Origin of the sequence: Pectobacterium punjabense, from assembly GCF_012427845.1 — a bacterium.
Taxonomy (GTDB): Bacteria; Pseudomonadota; Gammaproteobacteria; order Enterobacterales; family Enterobacteriaceae; genus Pectobacterium; species Pectobacterium punjabense.
The window spans coordinates 4,732,775-4,756,268 of sequence record NZ_CP038498.1; the positions used below are offsets into that span (position 1 = coordinate 4,732,775).

General features: G+C 49.7%; 20 protein-coding genes. 17 read left to right on the plus strand and 3 right to left on the minus strand.

Features of this window, described 5'->3' with window-relative positions; translation table 11 throughout:
• Positions 1-328: 328 nt before the first annotated feature.
• Together ravA and viaA are read left to right on the plus strand one after the other, a co-directional pair.
• Entirely contained in the window at positions 329-1,828 is a 1,500-nt protein-coding gene (gene ravA, locus E2566_RS21405) for an ATPase RavA (RefSeq protein WP_107171120.1), read from the plus strand.
• A 5-nt stretch (positions 1,829-1,833) separates the two neighbouring features.
• The gene (viaA, locus tag E2566_RS21410) at positions 1,834-3,312 is read left to right on the plus strand and encodes an ATPase RavA stimulator ViaA (protein WP_107171121.1); all 1,479 of its coding nucleotides are present in this window, start codon (positions 1,834-1,836) and stop codon (positions 3,310-3,312) included.
• On the opposite strand, the gene asnA is transcribed toward viaA, so the two are convergent.
• Complete coding sequence (asnA, locus tag E2566_RS21415; RefSeq protein WP_107171122.1) at positions 3,309-4,301, minus strand: aspartate--ammonia ligase; 993 nt, start codon at positions 4,299-4,301, stop codon at positions 3,309-3,311. The two genes, viaA and asnA, sit on opposite strands and share 4 nt — an antisense overlap.
• A 206-nt stretch (positions 4,302-4,507) precedes the next feature.
• Between asnA and asnC the strand changes: the two genes are divergently transcribed.
• The 13 genes from asnC (at position 4,508) to E2566_RS21480 (ending at position 15,972) form a co-directional block, all read left to right on the plus strand.
• Positions 4,508-4,915, plus strand: coding sequence for a transcriptional regulator AsnC (asnC, locus tag E2566_RS21420; RefSeq protein WP_233671890.1), 408 nt, complete (start codon positions 4,508-4,510; stop codon positions 4,913-4,915).
• An 89-nt stretch (positions 4,916-5,004) separates the two neighbouring features.
• On the plus strand, positions 5,005-5,448 hold the full coding sequence (mioC, locus tag E2566_RS21425) for an FMN-binding protein MioC (RefSeq protein WP_107171124.1): 444 nt from the start codon (positions 5,005-5,007) through the stop codon (positions 5,446-5,448).
• Between the two features lie 391 nt (positions 5,449-5,839).
• Positions 5,840-7,729 (plus strand): tRNA uridine-5-carboxymethylaminomethyl(34) synthesis enzyme MnmG, encoded by a 1,890-nt coding sequence (gene mnmG / locus E2566_RS21430; protein ID WP_107171126.1) that lies wholly within the window; start codon positions 5,840-5,842, stop codon positions 7,727-7,729.
• A gap of 82 nt (positions 7,730-7,811) precedes the next feature.
• Positions 7,812-8,432: a 16S rRNA (guanine(527)-N(7))-methyltransferase RsmG gene (gene rsmG / locus E2566_RS21435; RefSeq protein WP_107171127.1), complete on the plus strand. Its 621-nt coding sequence runs from the start codon at positions 7,812-7,814 to the stop codon at positions 8,430-8,432.
• Between the two features lie 623 nt (positions 8,433-9,055).
• On the plus strand, positions 9,056-9,439 hold the full coding sequence (atpI, locus tag E2566_RS21440) for a F0F1 ATP synthase subunit I (RefSeq protein WP_048263438.1): 384 nt from the start codon (positions 9,056-9,058) through the stop codon (positions 9,437-9,439).
• 22 nt (positions 9,440-9,461) lie between these two features.
• Entirely contained in the window at positions 9,462-10,262 is an 801-nt protein-coding gene (gene atpB / locus E2566_RS21445; protein WP_107171128.1) for a F0F1 ATP synthase subunit A, read from the plus strand.
• 49 nt (positions 10,263-10,311) lie between these two features.
• Positions 10,312-10,551, plus strand: coding sequence for a F0F1 ATP synthase subunit C (atpE, locus tag E2566_RS21450; RefSeq protein WP_005976545.1), 240 nt, complete (start codon positions 10,312-10,314; stop codon positions 10,549-10,551).
• A gap of 63 nt (positions 10,552-10,614) precedes the next feature.
• Positions 10,615-11,085: a F0F1 ATP synthase subunit B gene (gene atpF, locus E2566_RS21455; protein ID WP_107171129.1), complete on the plus strand. Its 471-nt coding sequence runs from the start codon at positions 10,615-10,617 to the stop codon at positions 11,083-11,085.
• Between the two features lie 14 nt (positions 11,086-11,099).
• Positions 11,100-11,633, plus strand: a complete 534-nt coding sequence (atpH, locus tag E2566_RS21460) for a F0F1 ATP synthase subunit delta (protein WP_107171130.1) — start codon at positions 11,100-11,102, stop codon at positions 11,631-11,633.
• A gap of 12 nt (positions 11,634-11,645) precedes the next feature.
• A complete protein-coding gene (gene atpA, locus E2566_RS21465; protein WP_005976551.1) occupies positions 11,646-13,187 on the plus strand; it encodes a F0F1 ATP synthase subunit alpha in 1,542 nt (513 codons plus the stop codon).
• Between the two features lie 52 nt (positions 13,188-13,239).
• On the plus strand, positions 13,240-14,103 hold the full coding sequence (gene atpG, locus E2566_RS21470) for a F0F1 ATP synthase subunit gamma (protein ID WP_107171131.1): 864 nt from the start codon (positions 13,240-13,242) through the stop codon (positions 14,101-14,103).
• A gap of 47 nt (positions 14,104-14,150) precedes the next feature.
• Positions 14,151-15,533 (plus strand): F0F1 ATP synthase subunit beta, encoded by a 1,383-nt coding sequence (atpD, locus tag E2566_RS21475; RefSeq protein WP_107171132.1) that lies wholly within the window; start codon positions 14,151-14,153, stop codon positions 15,531-15,533.
• A gap of 19 nt (positions 15,534-15,552) precedes the next feature.
• Positions 15,553-15,972: a F0F1 ATP synthase subunit epsilon gene (locus E2566_RS21480; protein ID WP_005976558.1), complete on the plus strand. Its 420-nt coding sequence runs from the start codon at positions 15,553-15,555 to the stop codon at positions 15,970-15,972.
• Positions 15,973-16,201: 229 nt separating this feature from the next.
• Here the strand turns inward: E2566_RS21480 and pelX are convergent, their stop codons facing one another.
• Positions 16,202-18,436, minus strand: coding sequence for a pectate disaccharide-lyase PelX (gene pelX, locus E2566_RS21485; RefSeq protein WP_107171133.1), 2,235 nt, complete (start codon positions 18,434-18,436; stop codon positions 16,202-16,204).
• 312 nt (positions 18,437-18,748) lie between these two features.
• On the opposite strand from pelX, the gene glmU reads away from it, so the two are divergent.
• The gene (gene glmU / locus E2566_RS21490; protein ID WP_107171134.1) at positions 18,749-20,119 is read left to right on the plus strand and encodes a bifunctional UDP-N-acetylglucosamine diphosphorylase/glucosamine-1-phosphate N-acetyltransferase GlmU; all 1,371 of its coding nucleotides are present in this window, start codon (positions 18,749-18,751) and stop codon (positions 20,117-20,119) included.
• Between the two features lie 188 nt (positions 20,120-20,307).
• Entirely contained in the window at positions 20,308-22,140 is a 1,833-nt protein-coding gene (glmS, locus tag E2566_RS21495; protein WP_107171135.1) for a glutamine--fructose-6-phosphate transaminase (isomerizing), read from the plus strand.
• A 154-nt stretch (positions 22,141-22,294) separates the two neighbouring features.
• Here glmS and E2566_RS21500 read toward each other — a convergent pair.
• A protein-coding gene (locus tag E2566_RS21500; protein ID WP_107171160.1) for an IS3 family transposase occupies positions 22,295-23,403 on the minus strand; the annotation gives its coding sequence in 2 pieces (ribosomal slippage) (positions 22,295-23,151 and positions 23,151-23,403; 1,110 coding nt in all).
• Positions 23,404-23,494: the final 91 nt, after the last annotated feature.

The window sequence follows — 23,494 nt, forward strand, 5'->3', positions numbered from 1 at the left end:
TTCTGTTATTAATCAGTCCGCGAAGCGCGTCATTCACAACAACTCGTCCAAAAGCGCACAGTATGCACAAATCAGGGTAAAAACCCATTTTTATTGTGCGATCCACCTGTACACGAAACATCCTGTAAAAGGTCGTTTATTGCTTACTTACCCCGTTAGGGTGTAATAATCCGTAAAAGTATTCTAATAAAAATCTGTGATCTGCCGTTTATTATTACGATTGTCTTTATGAAAGTAGGGTTTTTCTGAGGCCACCCTTTCAGCCAAGCCGTCGGATTCAAAAATAAACGATTTCAGTACATCACATCATGGGACTAACGGATTAATTATGCGTCAAACTGCGGCATTGGCTGAAAGAATTTCTCGCCTCAGCCATGCGCTAGAACATGGGCTCTACGAAAGACAGCACGCGATTCGCCTCTGTTTGCTGGCGGCACTGAGCGGGGAAAGCGTATTTCTGTTGGGTCCACCAGGTATCGCCAAAAGTATGATCGCCAGGCGTCTTAAATTCGCGTTTCGTCATGCGAATGCGTTTGAGTACCTGATGACCCGCTTTTCCACCCCGGAAGAGGTGTTCGGCCCTCTGTCCATTCAGGCACTAAAAGATGAAGGCCGCTACCAGCGCTTAACTGCTGGTTACCTGCCAGAAGCTGAAATCGTATTTCTGGACGAAATCTGGAAAGCAGGCCCCGCCATTTTAAACACCCTGCTAACGGCCATTAATGAACGGCGTTTCCGTAATGGCAACAGCGAAGACACTATCCCCATGCGCCTATTGGTCGCGGCCTCGAATGAACTGCCAGAGGCAGACGGCGGTCTGGAAGCGCTTTATGACCGAATGCTTATCCGTCTATGGCTCGATCGCGTGCAGGAAAAACAGAATTTCCGTGCACTGCTCGTGAATAACAGCAGCGATCGCGATAATCCCGTACCACCCGCTCTCAGCGTCAGCAATGAAGAGTACCAACAATGGCAGAAGGACATTGAGCACATCTCGCTGCCAGAAGTTGGCTTCGAACTGATTTACACGCTGCGCCAGCAGCTTGATGCGCTGGAGCAAGCGCCCTATATTTCCGATCGACGCTGGAAGAAAGCCTTGCGCCTACTTCAGGCCAGCGCGTTTTTCTGCGGTCGGGATGCCATCACGCCAGTTGATATTATTCTGCTGAAAGACTGTCTCTGGCATGACCAAAGCACGTTGACACTCATCGAACGCCAGCTTGAGCTGTTGATTACCGAGCACGCCTATCAACAAAAAAGCCTGCTGTTCCGCCTTCAGCAGGTGAATACCAAACGCCAGCAATACCAGCGTGAGCAAAGTGAATTGCAGGCATTTTCCGTAGAGAAACAAGGGCACTTTCTGGGTCGCAAATTCCATTACTCCTTGCCTGACACGATCGCAACTGAAACATTGGATCTTGTGCTGCAACGCCCGTTGATCCTGCACGATATTGAAGTTAACCATCTGATCATTGAGAAAAATGCCCTGCAAGTCTGGCTGCGAAAAGGGGGAGAGATCCGGGGTAAGCTCAACGGCATTGGTTTTACCCAACGTCTCGATCTGCTGGTGGACGATCGCCAGCATCTGACTATCCGCGATATCAGCCTGCAATCCTCTATTCTTTCTCTGCCGGAAAAACGCGACTGTGCGCTTCCTGCCGAAATTACCGATGAATATGAAAAGCTGAACATGCAACTGCGCGAACAGCGTCGCTTATTCAGCCAGCATCAGCCCTGCCTGTTCGTCCCTGGTGAATGGCTGGCGAAAATAGAAGCCAGCCTGCAACAGGTTGCCGAGCAGATCCAGCAATCAGAGCAACAGGAATAACGCCGATGATCACGCTGGAATCACTGGAAATGCTACTGTCTATCGATGAAAACGAGCTGTTGGACGATCTTGTCGTCACACTGCTGGCAACACCGCAGCTCGCTTTCTTCTTCGAAAAGTATCCCAGCCTGAAATCCGCGTTGCTCAACGATCTCCCTCGTTGGAAAGAAACCTTAAAGCAGCGCCTGCGCACCACGCAGGTACCGCCAGAGCTGGAAAGGGAATTTAGCTGCTACCAACGTTCACAATCGATCGATAACCAGGCTTTTCAGACACGCCTGCCTGCGATTATGAATACGTTAAACACCGTGGAATCGCCGTTTCTGATGCAGGCCTCACAGCTCATAACCTCTCCGGAGAGAACCTTAGGGCAGAAGATAACGAGTGGGCTCCATGCGCTCTTTCTTCAGCGCTGGCGGCTGAGCCTGACATTGCAAACCGTTTCACTACATCAGCAATTGATGGATCAGGAACGGGAAATCCTGCTGGATGAACTGCAACAGCGCCTGACCCTGAGTGGCAAACTCGAACCGGTTTTGGCAGAGAATGAAAACGCAGCTGGACGGCTCTGGGATCTTAGCGCAGCGCAGCGTATCCACACCGATCCCCGCCCATTACTGGATTTCGGTGCTTTCCTGCAACGTCAGCCTGCACTGCAAAAACTGGCGGAACGCCTGGGACGCAGCCGGGAGACCAAATCTATCCTTACGCAGGAAGCACCACAAGAAGCCTTCCGAGTAAGGGTACGGGAACCTGCCACTGTTCCCGAGCAGGTGAGCGGCGTGCATCAGAGCGATGATATCTTGCGTCTGATGCCCACTGAGTTAGCCACACTGGGCATTAGTGAACTGGAATACGAATTTTATCGTCGCCTGCTGGAACACCGGCTGCTGACCTATCGCTTACAAGGTGAGAGCTGGCGCGAGAAAGTTACCGAGCGGCCAGTGGTTCACCAACAAAACGAACAGCAGCCACGCGGCCCGTTTATCGTCTGCGTTGATACCTCAGGCTCGATGGGCGGCTTTAATGAACGCTGTGCCAAAGCTTTCTGTCTGGCGCTGATGCGTATCGCACTCGCCGACAATCGCCGTTGCTACATCATGCTATTTTCCACTGGTGTAGTGAAATATGAGCTCACATCTACAGACGGCTTAGAACAGGCTATACGCTTTCTCAGCCAGTCCTTCCGTGGCGGCACGGATATGAGCGCCTGTCTGTCAGCATTGTTGGATAAGATGGACGATTCACTCTGGCATGATGCCGATGCGGTGGTAATTTCAGATTTTATTGCCCAGCGGTTGCCGGATGAGGTAGTAAACAAGGTGAAAAGCCGTCAGAAACAGCTACAGCATCGTTTTCATGCTGTAGCGATGTCCGATCATGGCAAACCCGGCATCATGCACATCTTTGACCATATCTGGCGCTTTGACACCGGGTTAAAAAGCCGCTTAATGCGCCGCTGGCAGCACGGCAAGGCTTATTAAAGCAGGCCGGAAACTGATTCACGCAGCGGCTGTGGCCACACGCCGCACTGAACCTGACCAATGTGTGACAATTGTAGCAACAGCATGACAAGGCGAGACTGACCAATTCCCCCACCGATTGTTTGCGGCATCTCGCCACGTAGCAGTGCCTGATGCCATTCCAGCTTCAAGCGTTCTTCATCCTGCGTCAGCGCCAGCTGGCGTGTTAATGCCTCTGCATCCACGCGGATTCCCATGGATGAAATCTCAAATGCATCGTTCAGCACCGGGTTCCACACGACAATATCACCGTTCAAACCAGCTAATTCCTGCTCACCTGGCGTCGTCCAGTCATCATAATCCGGCGCACGCACATCGTGAGAGTGACCGCTGGACAGCTTACCGCCAATCCCAATCAGGAAGACGGCACCGAGCTCTTTCGCAATCGCTCGCTCACGCCCTTTCGCATCCAGATCGGGATAGCGCTTCAGCAATGTTTCGGTATGCACAAAATGAATCTGTTCCGGCAGGAAAGGCTGAACGCCAAACGCCTGGTGTACCGCTGCTTCAGTTGCTTTAATGCCTTGATAAATGCGCGTGACCGTCGATTTCAGATACTCGGCATTACGCTCGCCCTCTCCCATCACGCGCTCCCAATCCCACTGATCGACATAAACGGAATGGATCGGGCTCAGGCGATCTTCGTCTGGGCGCAGCGCCTTCATATGGGTATAAATGCCTTCCCCGAAGCTAAAATCATACGCACCCAGCGTTTTACGTTTCCATTTCGCCAGTGAGTGAACGACTTCAAATGTGGCATCTGGCAGGGCTTTAACCTTAACCTGCACTGCTTTTTCCGTACCAGACAAGTTATCCTGCGTGCCATCGCCGATACGGCTGAGAATCGGTGCCTGGACTTCAATCAATCCCAAAAGCTGCTCCAACTGGCTGGAGAAGAAAGACTTAACGAAGCTGATTTGCTGTTGTTTTTCGATGTACTGCTTTTTCATTGCCACGTCTCTTATTCATCGTATTTAGTTATTCATTAAGCAATAAAAACTGCCAGTCATTCAATAATCTTATGGATAAATTGCACTTGTGCTTTTAATCCGTCATTTTAGAGCGGTATAAAATCATTATTCGCTAAAATAGGAGGCTCAAAGTGGCAGAAATTTATCAGATCGATAATCTCGATCGCGGCATTCTTTCCGCCTTAATGGAAAATGCACGCACGCCTTATGCCGAACTGGCAAAACAGTTTTCCGTCAGTCCGGGGACGATCCACGTTCGGGTGGAGAAAATGAAGCAGGCGGGCATCATTGTCGGTACGCGTCTGGACGTGAATCCAAAACAGCTGGGCTATGACGTATGTTGCTTTATCGGCATCATACTGAAAAGTGCTAAAGACTATCCCTCAGCGCTGGAAAGACTGAACAATCTGGAAGAAGTGGTCGAGGCTTACTACACCACCGGGCATTACAGCATCTTTATTAAGGTCATGTGCCGTTCGATCGAAGCGCTGCAACACGTACTTATCAACAAGATCCAAACAATTGATGAAATTCAGTCCACTGAAACACTCATCTCCTTGCAAAACCCCATTATGCGGACGATCGCACCGTAATGTCTTTTTCCTATACCCATATTATCCACAGGTAGATCCCAGCCAGATCACAGCGTACAATGTCCCGTCTTTTATCGGATGGGATCGCTATGGCAGACATTACCTTAATCAGTGGCAGTACCCTTGGCAGCGCCGAATATGTGGCAGAGCATTTGGCTGAACTGCTGGAAAAGGATGATTTTTCCACTGAAACTCTCCATGGCCCCACGCTTGATGCGCTGCCTGAAAGCGGTGTATGGCTGGTAGTGACGTCTACGCACGGCGCTGGAGAATTTCCAGACAACCTGAAAGTGCTGTTTGAGCAGTTGGAACAGCAAAAGCCCGATCTTTCTCAAGTGAGTTTCGGTGCAGTAGGGATCGGCAGTAAAGAGTACGATACGTTTTGTGGTGCGATCCAAACGGCGGATCGTGTACTCACTCAGTTAGGCGCTAAACGGATCGGTGAAATCCTCGAGATCGACATCACTCAGCATCAAATTCCAGAAGATCCAGCAGAGGAATGGTTAGGATCGTGGGTTAATTTACTCAAATAAGATGAAATATTCAGCAGTTGAATGTGGATAACTATGCTTAATTTAGGTGTAAAAGCCGTAGTTATCCCAATAACAACCCAAGTATGTTTTTTGTCCTGTGCATAAACCCACATTTAGATCCCAGCTTATACTGACTAGGATCACCGATCATTCACAGGTAAGGATCATCAGCATTCTCTTGATCTTTAATATGAATAATCACTTATCCACACAACATGACGATCCTAATAAGAGATCTAATAAAGAGATCTTTAAATAAAAAGATCTTTCTTTAATTAACGAGAATCCAACGGGCTTGGTCGTTGGCTCAAAGTTGAGTAGAATCCCCCACCCCAGGGCAAATAACGATCGTTTACCACTCATCATTCGCAATAATGCGAGGAGCAGTACCATGTTTTATCCAGATCCATTTGACGTCATCGTGATCGGTGGCGGTCATGCCGGAACAGAAGCGGCTATGGCTTCTGCGCGAATGGGCCAACAGACGCTTTTACTCACACACAATATTGATACGCTAGGACAAATGTCCTGTAATCCAGCGATCGGCGGTATTGGGAAAGGCCATCTGGTTAAAGAGATCGATGCCATGGGAGGGTTGATGGCGCGTGCCGTCGATCAGGCAGGTATACAGTTTAGGATACTAAACAACAGCAAAGGTCCCGCGGTCAGAGCCACTCGTGCACAAGCGGATCGCGTGCTTTATCGTCAGGCCGTACGCACCGCCTTGGAGAATCAGCCAAATCTAACGATCTTCCAGCAGGCGGTTGACGATCTGATCGTAGAAAGCGATCGCGTCGTTGGTGCTGTGACCCAGATGGGACTTAAATTCCGAGCAAAAGCTGTTGTATTAACGGTCGGTACTTTTCTTGATGGTAAAATTCACATTGGGCTGGATAACTACAGCGGTGGGCGTGCAGGCGATCCGCCTTCCATTCCACTCGCGCGCCGCCTGCGTGAATTGCCTCTGCGCGTCAACCGCCTGAAAACCGGTACGCCGCCACGTATTGATGCCAGAACCATCGATTTTAGCGTGTTGGCACAACAGCACGGTGACAACCCAATGCCGGTTTTTTCATTCCTGGGTAACGCGAGTCAGCACCCAGCGCAAATGCCGTGCTATATCACGCATACCAACGAAAAAACCCATGATGTGATCCGTAATAATCTGGATCGCAGCCCGATGTATGCCGGGATCATCGAAGGGATCGGCCCGCGTTATTGCCCCTCGATCGAAGATAAAGTCATGCGTTTTGCCGATCGAAACACGCATCAGATCTTTCTTGAGCCAGAAGGCCTGACCAGCAACGAAATTTATCCTAATGGGATCTCAACCAGTTTGCCGTTCGACGTTCAGTGGCAGATTGTTCGTTCAATGACCGGTATGGAAAATGCTCGCATTGTCCGACCTGGCTATGCCATTGAGTACGATTTCTTCGATCCCCGCGATCTGAAGCCGACGCTGGAGAACAAATTTGTTCATGGCCTGTTCTTTGCCGGACAAATCAACGGCACAACAGGGTATGAAGAAGCCGCTGCACAGGGCATGTTGGCAGGGCTGAATGCAGCGAGACTGGCTGCCGATAAGGAAGGATGGTCACCGCGTCGCGATCAAGCTTATCTCGGCGTGTTGGTTGACGATCTCTGTACGCTGGGGACAAAAGAACCCTACCGTATGTTTACGTCGCGTGCCGAATATCGTCTGATGTTGCGCGAAGATAACGCCGATCTGCGTTTGACTGAAATCGGTCGTGAGCTGGGAATGGTCGACGATCGCCGTTGGGCACATTTCAACGAGAAGCTTGAAAGTATTGAGAAAGAGCGCCAGCGTTTGCGTGACATTCACGTTCACCCGCAATCTGAGCAGCTAGATCAGGTTAATTCACTGCTGAAAACCCCCTTGTCGCGTGAAGCAAATGGTGAAGAGCTCTTGCGTCGTCCAGAAGTTGATTACGTTCAGCTTACTGCGCTACCGCTGTTTGCACCGGGATTAACCGACGAGCAGGCTGCCGAACAGGTTGAAATTCAGGTTAAATACGAAGGGTATATTGCTCGTCAACAGGATGAAATCGAGAAACAGCTGCGTAATGAAAATACGTTGCTGCCAGCCGATCTGGATTACAAGCAGGTTAACGGGTTGTCCAACGAGGTGATTGCCAAACTGAACGATCACAAACCGTCGTCGATCGGTCAAGCTTCACGGATTTCCGGTATTACGCCAGCGGCGATCTCAATCCTGCTGATTTGGCTTAAAAAACAGGGTCTGCTACGCCGTAGCGCCTGATTTAAGGTAAACTTATCTCCTAAATAGCCGGTTATCCGGCTATTTTTATTATTAACTTCATATTTTTCATCGGGATCTTATTGTGCGCAACACACTCGATAATCTGCTAAATGCGGCTGGCATTGTGATTTCAGATAAGCAAAAAAATCTTCTGATACAGTATGTTGATATGCTGAATAAGTGGAATAAAGCTTATAACCTGACGTCTGTACGCGATCCGCAGCAAATGCTGGTCCGCCACATCATGGACAGTATCGTGGTTGAGCCGCATTTACACGGACAGCGTTTTATCGATGTGGGAACAGGGCCTGGGCTGCCAGGGATTCCATTGGCTATCGTTCGCCCTGAGTCGCATTTCACCTTGCTGGATAGTTTGGGTAAACGTGTTCGCTTCCTGCGTCAGGTTCAGCATGAACTACAGCTTGAAAATATCACGCCAGTACAGAGTCGCGTTGAAGAATTTCCGGCAGAACCGCCTTTTGATGGGGTGATTAGCCGAGCGTTCGCCTCTCTACAGGATATGATTAACTGGTGCAGCCATCTTCCTGCTAAACCAACAGGGCGGTTTTATGCTCTAAAAGGCGTACTTCCAGAAGATGAATTGTCATCTTTACCACAAGGTGTCTTGCTGGATCTGGTTGTTCGCTTATCTGTTCCCGATCTGGAAGGTGAGCGACATTTAGTCGTGCTTAAACCAAACTAATTTTGTTTTTTATCAAAAAAATTATAACTAAATATTGCGTGTCAGGTTGCCACCTTGTCTGTGGGTGGCATCGTTCTAGAACCCATAGCGATCACTGAAATTTTACATCTTCGTTTTTTCAGTGGCTCCCTTTTACTTTCGTGCTAAATAATAACGAGCGAAAATAAATGATTGGCATCAAAATTTAGTTGTTTTTGTGTTAATTGAGTAAAAAAACGATATCAATAATGTCAATAGGTGGTTGAAACGTTGTTTATTGCGTTTTTTGAATGGTTTTTTTTGTAAATTATTGAATTTAAATAAAATAAATGACTTATTTTGCTAAAGACAAAAAAAAACATGTTCTGTTATAAATAGTCGCAAAGCCTTTTATGTGAGTCGCATCACAGATTAGAGGGCTTTAGAAATTAATTACACCAGATATGATCAGGGATGATTGTTAGTAAAAATGGGGCTTCAGAAAGAAATTTAAATAATTGTTCACCTTTTCGCTACTTATCGATTGAATTCGCAGGTATGACCCGTATAATTTGCTCGTTTTTTGCTGCTTGACTCAGTGGTGTAAAGGCAGTTTTATACGTCATTCGGTATACCTCTGAAAAGGTACGGAGAGAGCAAACGTCATGCCTGTATCCCTTTACAGCGGAAAGGTGGCCCTAAGGCTGCTGTTGTTACAGTTAGTGACTTTTGCTTTGTTGAGTGCTGTTTTCAGCCTCAATAGCGTCAACGCTGCCGCTTCTGCATTAGGCGGGGGATTGGCAGCCTGGTTACCGAATGTCTTGTTTGTGCTGTTTGCCTTACGTCATCAGTCACACAAACCTGCTGATGGGCGTGTGGCTTGGTCGTTCGCGATTGGTGAGGCGCTTAAGGTATTTATCACCATTGCACTGTTAGTGGTGGCGTTAGGCGTGTTTAAAGCGGCATTCTTTCCGCTTGGTCTGACTTATTTATCGGTGCTGGTTATGCAGATCGTGGCACCGGCCGTAATTAATCGTTACCGTAATTAACAACAAAAGGGTAAGAGACATCATGGCTGCTGGAGAAATCTCTACTCCGCAAGAGTATATCAGTCACCACTTGCACCATTTGCAGGTAGGGACGGGTTTTTGGTCGATCAACGTCGATTCGATGTTTTTCTCCATCGCTCTTGGGGTCCTCTTTCTGGTTATCTTTCACCGCGTAGCGAAACGTGCGACCAGCGGTGTGCCAGGTAAGCTGCAAACGGCTGTCGAACTGATCATCGGTTTCGTTGACGGTACCGTACGCGATATGTTCCATGGCAAAAGCAAACTGATTGCTCCTCTGGCGCTGACCATTTTCGTCTGGGTTTTCCTGATGAACTTGATGGATTTGTTGCCTATCGATCTGTTGCCGCAAGCTTGGGCGGGAGTCTACAGCCTACTGGGATACGATCCGGCGCATGCTTATCTGCGTGCTGTGCCGACGGCTGACGTGAACATCACGCTGTCGATGGCGCTTGGGGTATTTATCCTGGTTTTGTTCTACAGCATCAAAATGAAAGGTCTTGGTGGTTTTGTTAAAGAACTGACCATGCAGCCGTTCAACCATCCAGTATTTATTCCTATCAACCTGATTCTTGAAGGTGTCAGCCTGCTGTCCAAACCTATTTCCTTAGGCTTGCGACTGTTTGGCAATATGTATGCGGGTGAGTTGATCTTCATCCTGATTGCCGGTCTGTTGCCGTGGTGGTCACAATGGCTGTTAAATGTGCCTTGGGCTATTTTCCACATTTTGATTATTACGCTTCAGGCTTTTATTTTCATGGTTCTGACGGTTGTTTATCTCTCGATGGCATCTGAAGAGCATTGATTTTCTTTCAACAAATAACGTTTTTAACTGAAACAAACTGGAGACTGTCATGGAAAACCTGAGTGTGGATCTGCTGTACATGGCTGCCGCGTTAATGATGGGTTTGGCGGCAATCGGTGCTGCGATCGGTATCGGCATTCTGGGTGGTAAATTCTTGGAAGGTGCTGCTCGTCAGCCTGACCTGATTCCTTTACTGCGTACACAGTTCTTTATCGTCATGGGTCTGGTTGACGCCATCCCAATGATCGCTGTTGGTCTGGGGCTGTATGTGATGTTTGCGGTGGCCTAAGCAGAATGTTTTCTGCTGAGGTTAAAACATCAACTTATTTAACTTTGAAAGAGGCATTGTGCTGTGAATATTAATGCAACAATCCTCGGCCAGGCCATTGCGTTCGTCCTGTTTGTCTGGTTCTGCATGAAGTTTGTATGGCCGCCGATGATGGCTGCCATCGAGAAACGTCAAAAAGAAATTGCTGACGGTCTTGCTTCTGCTGAACGTGCCAAAAAAGATTTGAACTTGGCTCAGGCCAATGCGACAGATCAACTGAAGAAAGCCAAAGCGGATGCTCAGGTTATCATTGAGCAGGCGAACAAACGCCGTGCTCAGATCCTGGATGAGGCGAAAGCTGAAGCGGAAGCTGAACGTAACAAGATTGTGGCGCAGGCGCAGGCTGAAATCGAAGCCGAGCGTAAACGCGCTCGTGAAGAGCTGCGTAAGCAAGTTGCCGTATTGGCGATTGCCGGTGCCGAGAAAATTATTGAACGTTCCGTGGATGAAGCTGCTAACAGCGACATCGTTGATAAACTGGTCGCTGAACTGTAAGGAGGGAGGGGCTGATGTCTGAATTTGTCACGGTAGCTCGCCCCTACGCCAAAGCAGCTTTTGACTTTGCGGTTGAGAATCAGGCCTTGGATCGCTGGCAGAACATGCTGGCGTTTTCGGCTGAAGTAGCGCGCAATGAGCAAATTGCCGAGCTGCTTTCTGGTGCTGTTGCACCGATTGAGCTGGCGAAAACGTTCATTGCCGTTTGTGGTGATCAACTTGATGAAGCCGGTCAGAACCTGATTAGGGTAATGGCCGAAAACGGACGTTTACCAGTGCTTCCTGAAGTACTGGAACAATTTATTCAACTGCGGGCAGCACTAGAATCGACGGTTGACGTCGATGTGATTTCTGCCAACACGTTGAATGAGCAGCAGCTATCAAAAATCGCTGCTGCTATGGAAAAACGTCTGTCACGCAAAGTGAAGCTGAATTGCAAAATTGATAAGTCTGTCATGGCCGGCGTGGTTATTCGCGCGGGCGATATGGTGATAGATGGCAGCATTCGCGGTCGTCTGGAACGTCTGGCAGACGTCTTGCAGTCTTAAGGGGACTGGAGCATGCAACTGAATTCCACCGAAATCAGCGAACTGATCAAGCAGCGCATTGCTCAGTTCAATGTGGTGAGCGAAGCTCACAATGAAGGTACTATTGTTTCCGTCAGTGACGGAATCATCCGCGTCCACGGTCTGGCAGACGTGATGCAGGGGGAGATGATCTCTCTGCCGGGTAACCGTTATGCAATCGCACTGAACCTGGAGCGCGACTCCGTTGGTGCGGTAGTCATGGGGCCGTATGCGGATCTGGCTGAAGGCATGAAAGTAAAATGCACCGGCCGTATTCTTGAAGTTCCAGTTGGCCGCGGCCTGCTGGGTCGCGTGGTCAACACGCTGGGCGCACCGATTGACGGTAAAGGCGCACTGGATCACGACGGTTTCTCTGCGGTTGAAGCGATTGCGCCTGGCGTTATCGAACGTCAGTCCGTTGATGAGCCGGTACAAACGGGCTATAAGTCCGTTGACGCCATGATTCCAATCGGTCGTGGTCAGCGTGAGCTGATTATCGGTGACCGTCAGACGGGTAAAACCGCACTGGCCATCGACGCCATCATCAACCAGCGTGATTCCGGCATCAAATGTGTGTACGTCGCTATCGGCCAGAAAGCCTCCACGATTTCTAACGTGGTGCGTAAACTGGAAGAGCACGGCGCACTGGAAAACACCATTGTTGTTGTTGCTACCGCGTCCGAGTCTGCCGCCCTGCAATACCTGGCACCATATGCCGGTTGTGCGATGGGTGAGTACTTCCGTGACCGTGGTGAAGATGCGCTGATTATTTATGATGACCTGTCTAAACAGGCCGTTGCTTATCGTCAGATTTCTCTGCTGCTCCGTCGTCCGCCAGGTCGTGAAGCTTATCCTGGTGACGTTTTCTATCTCCACTCCCGTTTGCTGGAGCGTGCATCGCGCGTTAACGCCGATTACGTTGAAGCATTCACCAAGGGTGAAGTGAAAGGGAAAACCGGTTCGTTGACCGCTCTGCCGATCATCGAAACGCAAGCAGGTGACGTTTCTGCGTTCGTTCCGACCAACGTGATCTCGATTACTGATGGTCAGATCTTCCTGGAATCCAACCTGTTTAACGCCGGTATTCGTCCTGCGGTTAACCCAGGGATCTCCGTATCCCGTGTGGGTGGTGCAGCGCAGACCAAGATCATGAAGAAACTGTCCGGTGGTATTCGTACCGCACTGGCACAGTACCGTGAACTGGCAGCGTTCTCTCAGTTCGCTTCCGATCTTGATGATGCAACCCGTAAACAGTTGAGCCACGGTCAGAAAGTGACCGAACTGTTGAAACAGAAACAGTATGCGCCGATGTCTGTCGCACAGCAGTCTCTGGTTCTGTTTGCGGCGGAACGTGGTTATCTGGAAGATGTTGAGCTGTCGAAAGTCGGTAGCTTTGAAGCGGCTCTGTTGGCTTACGCTGACCGTGAGCATGGCGAACTTCTGCAACAAATCGACCAGACTGGCGCTTATAACGATGAGATCGAGGGCAAGTTTAAAGGCATCCTCGATACTTTTAAGGCAACCCAGTCCTGGTAACGCCCGGTGGCCTGCTGTAAAGCAGGCCGCAAGGCTTTGAGGAGAAGCAAAGATGGCCGGCGCAAAAGAGATACGTAGTAAGATCGCAAGCGTCCAAAACACGCAGAAGATCACCAAAGCAATGGAAATGGTCGCCGCTTCCAAAATGCGTAAATCGCAGGATCGTATGGCGGCCAGCCGTCCTTATGCGGAAACCATACGCAATGTGATTGGTCACCTTGCGTTAGGAAATCTGGAATATAAACACCCGTACCTGGAAGAACGCGACGTTAAGCGCGTTGGGTATCTGGTGGTGTCTACTGACCGTGGCCTGTGTGGTGGCTTGAACATTAACTTGTTCAAGAAACTGTTGGCTGATATGAAATCCTGGAGCGATAAAGGCGTTCAAACTGATTTAGCGCTGATTGGCTCCAAAGCGGTTTCTTTCTTCGGTTCGGTAGGCGGAAACATTGTTGCTCAGGTTACCGGTATGGGGGATAACCCTTCCGTATCAGAACTGATCGGCCCGGTTAAAGTTATGCTGCAAGCCTACGACGAAGGTCGTCTGGACAAGCTGTATATCGTAAGCAACAAGTTTATCAATACCATGTCTCAGGAACCGCTTGTTGTTCAAGTGTTACCGTTACCGCCTTCGGATGACGGTGAGTTGAAGAAGAAAGCCTGGGATTACCTGTATGAACCCGATCCTAAGTCGCTGCTGGATACCCTGCTGCGCCGTTATGTGGAATCTCAGGTTTATCAGGGCGTCGTAGAAAATCTGGCTAGTGAGCAGGCCGCGCGAATGGTTGCGATGAAAGCCGCGACCGATAACGGCGGTAGCCTGATCAAAGAGCTTCAGTTGGTATACAACAAAGCTCGTCAGGCCAGCATTACCCAGGAACTCACCGAAATCGTCGGGGGAGCCTCCGCGGTTTAAAGCAGGTTTACGAATTACGTATTGTCGAATTACGTAGAGGATTCAAGATGGCTACTGGAAAGATTATCCAGGTAATCGGCGCCGTGGTGGACGTCGAGTTCCCGCAAGATGCCGTACCGAAGGTGTACGATGCGCTTGAGGTAGAGAACGGCGCTGAGAAACTGGTGCTGGAAGTGCAGCAGCAGTTGGGCGGCGGTATTGTTCGTTGTATCGCAATGGGGTCTTCTGACGGTCTGCGTCGCGGGTTGAACGTAAATAACCTGGACCACCCGATCGAAGTGCCGGTAGGTAAAGCAACGCTGGGTCGTATCATGAACGTGTTGGGTGATCCCATCGACATGAAAGGCGACATCGGCGAAGAAGAGCGTTGGGCTATTCACCGCGCGGCTCCGAGCTATGAAGAGCTGTCAAACTCACAGGAACTGCTGGAAACTGGCATCAAGGTTATCGACCTGATGTGTCCGTTTGCCAAGGGCGGTAAAGTGGGTCTGTTCGGTGGTGCGGGCGTAGGTAAAACCGTAAACATGATGGAGCTGATCCGTAACATTGCGATCGAGCACTCCGGTTACTCTGTGTTTGCAGGTGTTGGTGAGCGTACCCGTGAAGGTAACGACTTCTACCACGAAATGACCGACTCCAACGTAATCGATAAAGTATCACTGGTTTATGGCCAGATGAATGAGCCACCAGGTAACCGTCTGCGCGTAGCACTGACTGGCCTGACCATGGCAGAAAAATTCCGTGATGAAGGCCGTGACGTACTGTTGTTCGTCGATAACATTTATCGTTATACCCTAGCCGGTACGGAAGTATCTGCACTGCTGGGTCGTATGCCTTCTGCGGTAGGTTATCAGCCGACGCTGGCGGAAGAGATGGGCGTTCTGCAAGAACGTATCACCTCAACCAAAACCGGTTCTATCACCTCCGTTCAGGCCGTTTACGTTCCTGCGGATGACTTGACTGACCCGTCACCAGCCACCACCTTTGCTCACTTGGATGCAACTGTGGTACTGAGCCGTCAGATCGCTTCTCTGGGTATCTACCCGGCCGTTGACCCGCTGGATTCCACCAGCCGTCAGTTGGACCCGCTGGTTGTTGGTCAGGAACACTATGATGTTGCCCGTGGCGTGCAGTCTATTCTGCAACGTTATCAGGAACTGAAAGACATCATCGCGATTCTGGGTATGGACGAACTGTCTGAAGAAGACAAGCTGGTGGTATCCCGTGCGCGTAAGATTCAGCGCTTCCTGTCTCAGCCGTTCTTCGTTGCTGAAGTATTTACCGGTTCTCCGGGTAAATACGTTTCCCTGAAAGACACCATCCGTGGCTTTAAAGGGATTATGGAAGGCGAATACGACCACCTGCCAGAGCAGGCGTTCTACATGGTTGGTTCCATTGAAGAAGTCGTGGAAAAAGCCAAGAAACTGTAACGCCTTGTAGGAGGGTGACATGGCTATGACTTACCATCTGGATGTCGTGAGTGCGGAACAGCAAATGTTCTCCGGTCTGGTGCAGAAGATCCAGGTAACGGGGAGCGAAGGCGAACTGGGTATTTATCCGGGACATGCCCCTCTGCTCACTGCCATTAAACCGGGTATGATTCGTATCGTTAAGCAGCACGGTGAAGAAGAGTATATCTACCTTTCTGGCGGCGTCCTTGAGGTGCAGCCGAATATGGTTACCGTACTGTCCGATACCGCTATTCGTGGACAGGATTTGGATGAAGCCCGTGCGTTGGAAGCGAAACGCAAAGCAGAAGACCATATCCGTAATTCGCATGGCGACGTGGATTATGCTCAGGCTTCCGCAGAGCTGACTAAAGCGATTGCGAAACTGCGCGTTATCGAATTGACCAGAAAAGCGATGTAATAGATAAGCTCGCAATAATGGAAGGCCAGTCAGTTCATACTGACTGGCCTTTTTGCATTTAAGCCTATGTTACATATAAAAATGCCTGCGAGAGCAGGCATTTTGTTGAAGTCATGCTGGTCACTTAAGCCCATTATTAGGGGAAACACAGGGGGAGGTTCCCGTAGGGACGCCTCACCCCGTGTATCTCTATGCTTAAACGATCGACATTACATTTTTTCGAAAAGACTTATTTCTTCTTCAGGAAGTCGCCAAGTACCAGATTGCCTTTGGCATCACGCGTAAATGTCTCCGGGACGATAACCGAAACGAAGTTATTTACTGTGACTTCTTTACCTTGCGCGTTAACAGAACGGTCGCCTTTGATGAAGTAGTTGGTGTTATCGATATTGCCGACAACTGCATCATCATATTTACCCGCTTTGGTTTTCAGCGAAACGTTGTTCTTGAAGACGCCTTGTTTTTCCGGGCCAGAGTAAGGGCTTGGGCGGAAAATGAAGTTAAAGCGTTCGTTGTCTAACGCGATGTTGTCTTCAACGATCAGTGCACCAGGGTTGAAGTTGTCAGTGAAACCATCAAGCTTGTTACCCACTGCAATGCTGTTTTTGACCTGATGCGCCACTGGCTGACCTTCGCCACCCATTTTGAAGCCATTGCTGGTGTTGCTCATGGCAATTGAATTCTCGATCACCACAACGCCGTTTGCGCCGTCTTCAATTTTGTTAAACAGGTCGAAGCCGTCATCGATGTTGTTGTGTGAGAATGCGCCGCGGATTACGTTGCCTTCACCGACACGCATTTTTACCGCAAAACCGTCAGCGTTAATTTTGCCAGGGTCCTGGTTGCTGTGAGATTCTGAGTTCAGGATCAGGTTATGGCTGGCCCACAGCGGTCTGCCTACATCGGCCGTTGAAGTTACCTGAATACCGGTATCGTCAGCATGGTGCGCCAGAACGCGTTCGATGGTGTTGTAGCTTCCTTCGATACGGAACGGTTTCTCGGTGATTTCAATCCCTTTAACATGCCAATGGCTTGCCTTCAGTTGCAAGCCGTGAATGACGGCTTTATTACCGACGGTAAACAGGTTTTTGACGGCTTTTTGCTGGCCGCTGGCGCTGACAGGGATTTCAGTTGCGCTGTAATCGCCATCGTTGAGCCAAATGGTGCCGCCTGCTGGCAGAGCGGCGACGGCGCTGGCTAAATCGAGCGGTGCATTTTTACTGCCGTCGTTGCTGGCTGAACCCTGTGGCGAAACATACAGATTTTTGGCGTCTGCATAAGCCACTTTTTCAACTTTGAACGTGCTCTCTTTGACCGCTTTATCATCCCCATCCGCAGGTTGGTAAGCGAGCTTGAATTCAGCGCTATTACCGGCAATTTTTGCTGACAGAGAGAACGTCTCCCCTGCTTTTACCTGCTTGGCATCACCCAGAGATTTACCGTCTTGTGAAACGGCGATCGTACCGTTGTAATTGGCTTTGGCCTGTACAACATAGTTTTCGCTGGTGGTTTTAGGTGATGACATCACCTGTAGTAACGGATCGTAAGCCTTAACTTTAAATTCCGCTGAGGCTTTGGTTTGCGCCGGGGCCGTAGTCAACTGTGCATTACTGACGATGATTTTGGCGTTACGGGAGGCAAAGAAACCGACATAGTAGTGGTCTTTATCCAACTTGGTGACGACATCCGCACCTTTGACTTCTTTTGATACCCAGTTATCCGTGCCTTTCGGTGCATAAGAGGTAATGAAGCCGTCGTTGGTACGTTCCAGTTTCAGACGGAAAGTCGGTGTTTGCTCCAGATTGACGTTTTCCTGATAGCTGGTTTTGGTAATTTTCGCGCCCGCGTTGCCCCATGGCTGTGTTACGCCATTACGCAAAATAGCCTGTAGCTTGATTTCGGTATGAGATTTTTTATCCTGCGTCATGATGGCGTTCATCACCATGTTGGAGGCCGCAGGGAATTCTTCATACCCTTCTTTCAATGGTTCCTGACGTGGCACGCCGATAATATCGCGTACCAAAATCCCAGCCCCTTCCTGAGCCGCAGGTTTGGCACCATTTTCTGGCCCAAACTGTTCCACGGTAATATCAGACTGAAGCGTAAAATTCACATTGGCAGGCAACTGCGTATAGAAGAACGTCAGTCCGTCATGGGTGTTGGCAATCTTTCCGCCACGGCTTTCAATCGTGATCGGTGCGGATAAATCAGCGTTATCTCCTGGCGCCAATTTCTTGCCGTTAATGGTGACGTCATTAACACCAATTTTTTCCGGCAGGACATTGGATGAAAAATTTACGTCTGTTGATTGACCAAAGGCGATACCGTGCCAGACGGGGGTTGATTCTGTCGCGGCGTGTGTACTGAAGCTGAAGAGTAATGCATTCGTCAACGCGACGGCTGCGAGGCGTGAAGAACGGTGTTTCCGTACAAAATCACATTTTTGTGAAGAACAACGTTTCATTGTGTCTCCTTCGTTATTGAATTATTCGCCCGCGTATATTGCTATAAATGAAACGCTGTTTCTTTTGTGTGTGTCACAAATAGAAATACTTAAAAACAAAGTCTGCTTTTTATAAAACCCCGTGCCATTTTGTTGTTGAGGCTCTCATGCTTTCCTCATGAGTATTCATGGCTTTGCGAGCGACTTTCAGAAAAAACTCACCAAAAATTATCTGCGTTATGCCGGAATTTCGGTAAACTCTGGTTATTCAGGCCGTAATCGGCTGGTCATTTTTATTCTGCGGGGCCGTGGCTTCGTATTGTCAGGATGCTTATGTCAAATAGTGCTATGAGTGTAGTTATTCTCGCTGCGGGTAAAGGAACCCGTATGTATTCCGACCTTCCTAAGGTGTTACACCAACTGGCGGGCAAACCAATGGTTCAGCATGTTATTGATGCGGCCATGACGACAGGTGCACAGCATGTTCATCTGGTCTATGGGCACGGCGGTGATTTGTTAAAACGTGAATTGGCCGATCCGGCGTTGAACTGGGTGTTGCAGGCGGAACAGTTGGGAACTGGTCATGCGATGCAGCAAGCCGCCCCGCATTTTGCCGATGATGAAGATATCCTGATGCTCTATGGCGATGTGCCGTTGATTTCATCGCAGACGCTAGGGCGTTTACGTCAGGCTAAGCCTCAGGGTGGGATCGGGCTGTTAACGGTAAAGCTGGACGATCCGACGGGCTATGGGCGGATTGTGCGTGAAAACGGCGCAGTAGTGGGGATCGTCGAGCATAAAGATGCCAGCGAAGCACAGCGCCAGATTAACGAGATTAATACCGGCATATTGATTGCCAACGGCAAAGATTTGAAGCGTTGGTTAAGCCAGTTGAACAACAACAACGCGCAAGGCGAATTTTATATTACCGACATTATTGCGATGGCAGCGGAAGAAGGTCAGCGCGTTGAAGCGGTCCACCCCGAACGACTGAGTGAAGTTGAGGGCGTTAATAATCGCCTGCAATTGTCGGCGCTGGAGCGGGTTTATCAGCGTGAACAGGCGGATAAACTGCTGTTGGCCGGGGTTATGCTACTCGACCCGGCACGATTTGATTTGCGCGGCGAACTGACTCATGGTCGCGATGTGGTTATTGATGTCAATGTGATTGTGGAAGGCAATGTTCAACTCGGTAACCGGGTGAAAATTGGTGCAGGATGTGTAATCAAAAACACCATCATTGGCGATGATTGCGAGATCAGCCCTTATTCCGTACTGGAGGATGCCGTTCTGGAAGCGCAGTGCACCGTTGGGCCATTTGCTCGTTTGCGCCCTGGTGCGGAACTGGCTGAAGGTGCGCACGTTGGCAATTTTGTTGAACTGAAAAAAGCGCGTCTGGGGAAAGGATCAAAAGCGGGACATCTTAGCTATTTAGGTGATGCGGATATCGGTTCCGGTGTTAATATTGGTGCGGGAACGATCACCTGTAATTATGACGGTGCGAATAAACACAAAACGATTATTGGTGATGATGTGTTTGTCGGTTCGGATACGCAACTTGTGGCACCCGTTAGCGTTGCCAACGGTGCGACGATTGGTGCTGGCACAACGGTCACGCGCGATGTCGCAGAGAACGAACTGGTGATTGGTCGCGTGAAGCAACGGCATATCTCCGGATGGCAGCGTCCGGTGAAGAAGAAATAGTCGTTTAGCGATATACCTCCGCTTGTGGCGGAGGTGGTTTTGTCCTGTGCTTTGTCTCCCAGAGCGCAAAACAAAACATAATAATCCCCAACTCTCTACAAGGCTCGGGGAACCCGGAAAAACCGGAACAATCAGGTCTAAGACATCCCAAGTGACACAATATGTCACTTTTATAGGAATACACATCGATGTGTGGAATTGTAGGCGCAGTCGCGCAACGTGATATTGCAGAAATTTTACTGGAAGGTTTACGCCGTCTTGAGTACCGCGGCTATGACTCTGCGGGCCTGGCGGTTGTTGATAGCGAAGGGCATGTCGCTCGTTTGCGCCGTTTGGGTAAAGTGCAGGTGCTGTCTCAGGCCGCTAGTGAGCATGAGCTACACGGCGGTACCGGTATCGCTCATACCCGCTGGGCAACGCACGGTGAACCTTCTGAAGAGAATGCGCACCCGCATGTTTCTGAACATATCACTATCGTCCATAACGGTATTATCGAAAACCACGAGCCGCTGCGCGAACTGATGATCGGTCGCGGCTATCGTTTTGTTTCGGAGACTGATACTGAAGTCGTTGCCCATCTGGTTCATTTCGAACAGAAACAGAACGGCGGAACGCTGGTTGAAGTCGTTAAGCGTGTGATTCCACAGCTGCGCGGTGCCTATGGCATGGTGGTATTGGATAACCGCGACCCAAGCGTATTAGTCGCTGCGCGCTCAGGTAGCCCGCTGGTGATTGGCCGTGGCGTGGGTGAGAATTTCATTGCTTCCGATCAGTTGGCATTGCTGCCTGTGACTCGCCGCTTCATGTTCCTGGAAGAAGGCGACGTGGCGGAAATCACCCGTCGTGATGTACGCGTGTTTGATAAATCAGGCCAGCTTGCTACACGCGAAGAAATTGAATCAAAAGTGAATTATGATGCCGGTGACAAAGGCGCATATCGTCACTACATGCAGAAAGAGATCTACGAACAGCCGATGGCAATCAAGAACACCCTTGAAGGGCGTTTCAGCCACGGTGAGATCAATCTTTCTGAATTAGGCCCTAAAGCGGATGAACTGCTGGCGAAAGTTGAGCATGTTCAGATTATCGCCTGCGGGACGTCCTACAACTCCGGTATGGTTTCCCGCTACTGGTTTGAAGCGCTGGCGGGGATTCCGTGTGACGTAGAAATCGCCTCTGAGTTCCGCTATCGTAAACCTGCCGTGCGTAAGAACAGCCTGATGATTACTCTGTCTCAGTCTGGTGAAACGGCGGATACGCTGGCTGCGTTACGTTTGTCCAAAGAACTGGGTTATCTGGGGTCGCTGGCTATCTGTAACGTTGCAGGTTCCTCGCTGGTGCGTGAGTCCGATCTGGCGCTGATGACCAAAGCAGGCGTAGAGATTGGCGTGGCCTCGACTAAAGCTTTCACCACTCAGCTTACTGTTCTGCTGATGTTGGTGGCGCGTGTTGGCCGTCTGCGCGGTATGGATGCGCAGATTGAGCATGATATCGTTCATGGTTTGCAAGCGCTTCCCGCGCGTATTGAGCAGATGCTGTCCCAAGACAAGCTAATCGAGTCTCTGGCAGAAGGTTTCTCTGACAAGCATCATGCGCTGTTCCTCGGCCGTGGCGATCAGTACCCGATCGCGATGGAAGGCGCGCTGAAGCTGAAAGAGATTTCTTACATTCACGCTGAAGCTTATGCGGCTGGCGAGCTGAAACACGGTCCGCTGGCGCTGATTGATGCAGACATGCCGGTTGTCGTGGTAGCACCGAACAATGAACTGTTGGAAAAATTGAAATCCAACATCGAAGAAGTTCGGGCGCGCGGCGGCGAGCTGTATGTCTTCGCTGACGAAGATGCTGGTTTCACCAGCAGCGAAAATATGAAAATTATTCCGCTGCCGCATATCGAAGAAGTGATTGCGCCAATCTTCTATACGGTGCCGTTGCAGCTGCTGTCTTATCACGTCGCGCTGATTAAAGGTACGGACGTCGATCAGCCACGTAACCTGGCGAAATCCGTTACTGTAGAGTAACTTTTAAAATGAAGGTAAATAGCCATTGTGCTATTTGCCTTCATTTCTTCATACTGCCGTTCATTTTTCATACCCATTCTTTTACGTCCCCTATACTCTCCTCATCTAAATTGATTGGGTATAGCTAGGTCTGACATTGTAGTCCCTCCGGTTTTTAGTACCACCGCCAGTTAGAGTCTCCGGCCAGTTTTTGCCTTGCATAGATAACCGGTGGTAGATTGCCAAGTGAACTATGTGGGCGTTCCTCGTTGTATTCCGTCCGCCAGTTTTCTGTTAATTCTCGCACTTCAGACAGCGTTCGGAACAGATACAAGTCGAGTATTTCCGTTCGTAATGTCTTATTAAACCGTTCGATAAATCCGTTCTGCATTGGCTTGCCCGGCTGAATAAAATCCAGTATGACTCCATGCCGTTCGGCCCATTCCGACAGGGCGGCGGCGGTGAGTTCCGGTCCATTGTCGCTTCGGATAAACGCCGGGTAACCTCTTTCTGCGCTGAGCCGTTCCAGAATGCGCACTACGCGATGCGCCGGGATATTTAAGTCCACTTCGACTGCCAGCGCTTCCCGATTAAAATCATCGACGACATTAAACAATCTGAATCGCCTTCCATCCATCAGTGCGTCACTCATAAAATCCACTGACCAACAGTGATTCATGCTAACGGGGACCGCCAGAGGCTGTGGACTCCGGTTGGGTAAGCGTTTTTTACCCTTGCGTCTGAGGTTTAGTTTTAACCAACGATATATTCGGTAAACGCGTTTCTTATTCCACGATAACCCCGTCTGACGCAGTTTGTTGAACATCAGGCCAAATCCATAGGCCGGATAATGATGCGCCAGATTTTGTAGCGCCTCGATGACCGGAATATCCCGTTCGGCATTCGGGCGATAATGCAAAAGGCTTCGGCTAATACCGATAATCCGGCACCCGCGTCGCTCGCTGGCCTGATGTTCCGTCATGACATAGCGCACCAGTTCGCGTTTATCGGGGACCGTTAAAGTTTTTTTGCGATGACGTCCTTGAGGATCTCATGGTCCAGGCTCAAAGAGGCGTACATCTGCTTCAATCGCCGGTTTTCCTCTTCCAGCTCTTTCATGCGTTTGATATCAGAGGACTCCATGCCGCCATATTTTGATTTCCAGTTGTAGTAGCTGGCTTCTGAAACGCCATTCTCGCGGCAAACATCCTTCACATGTCGACCGCCTTCAACTTCTTTTAGGACCCTCAGGATCTGGGATTCGGTGAAACGTATTTTCTTCATAGCGCACCTCCATAGGTTGTATTTTAACCAGAGGACTCTATTAAGCGGTAAGACTAAATTCTGGGGGGACTACAACATCACTGACAAATTA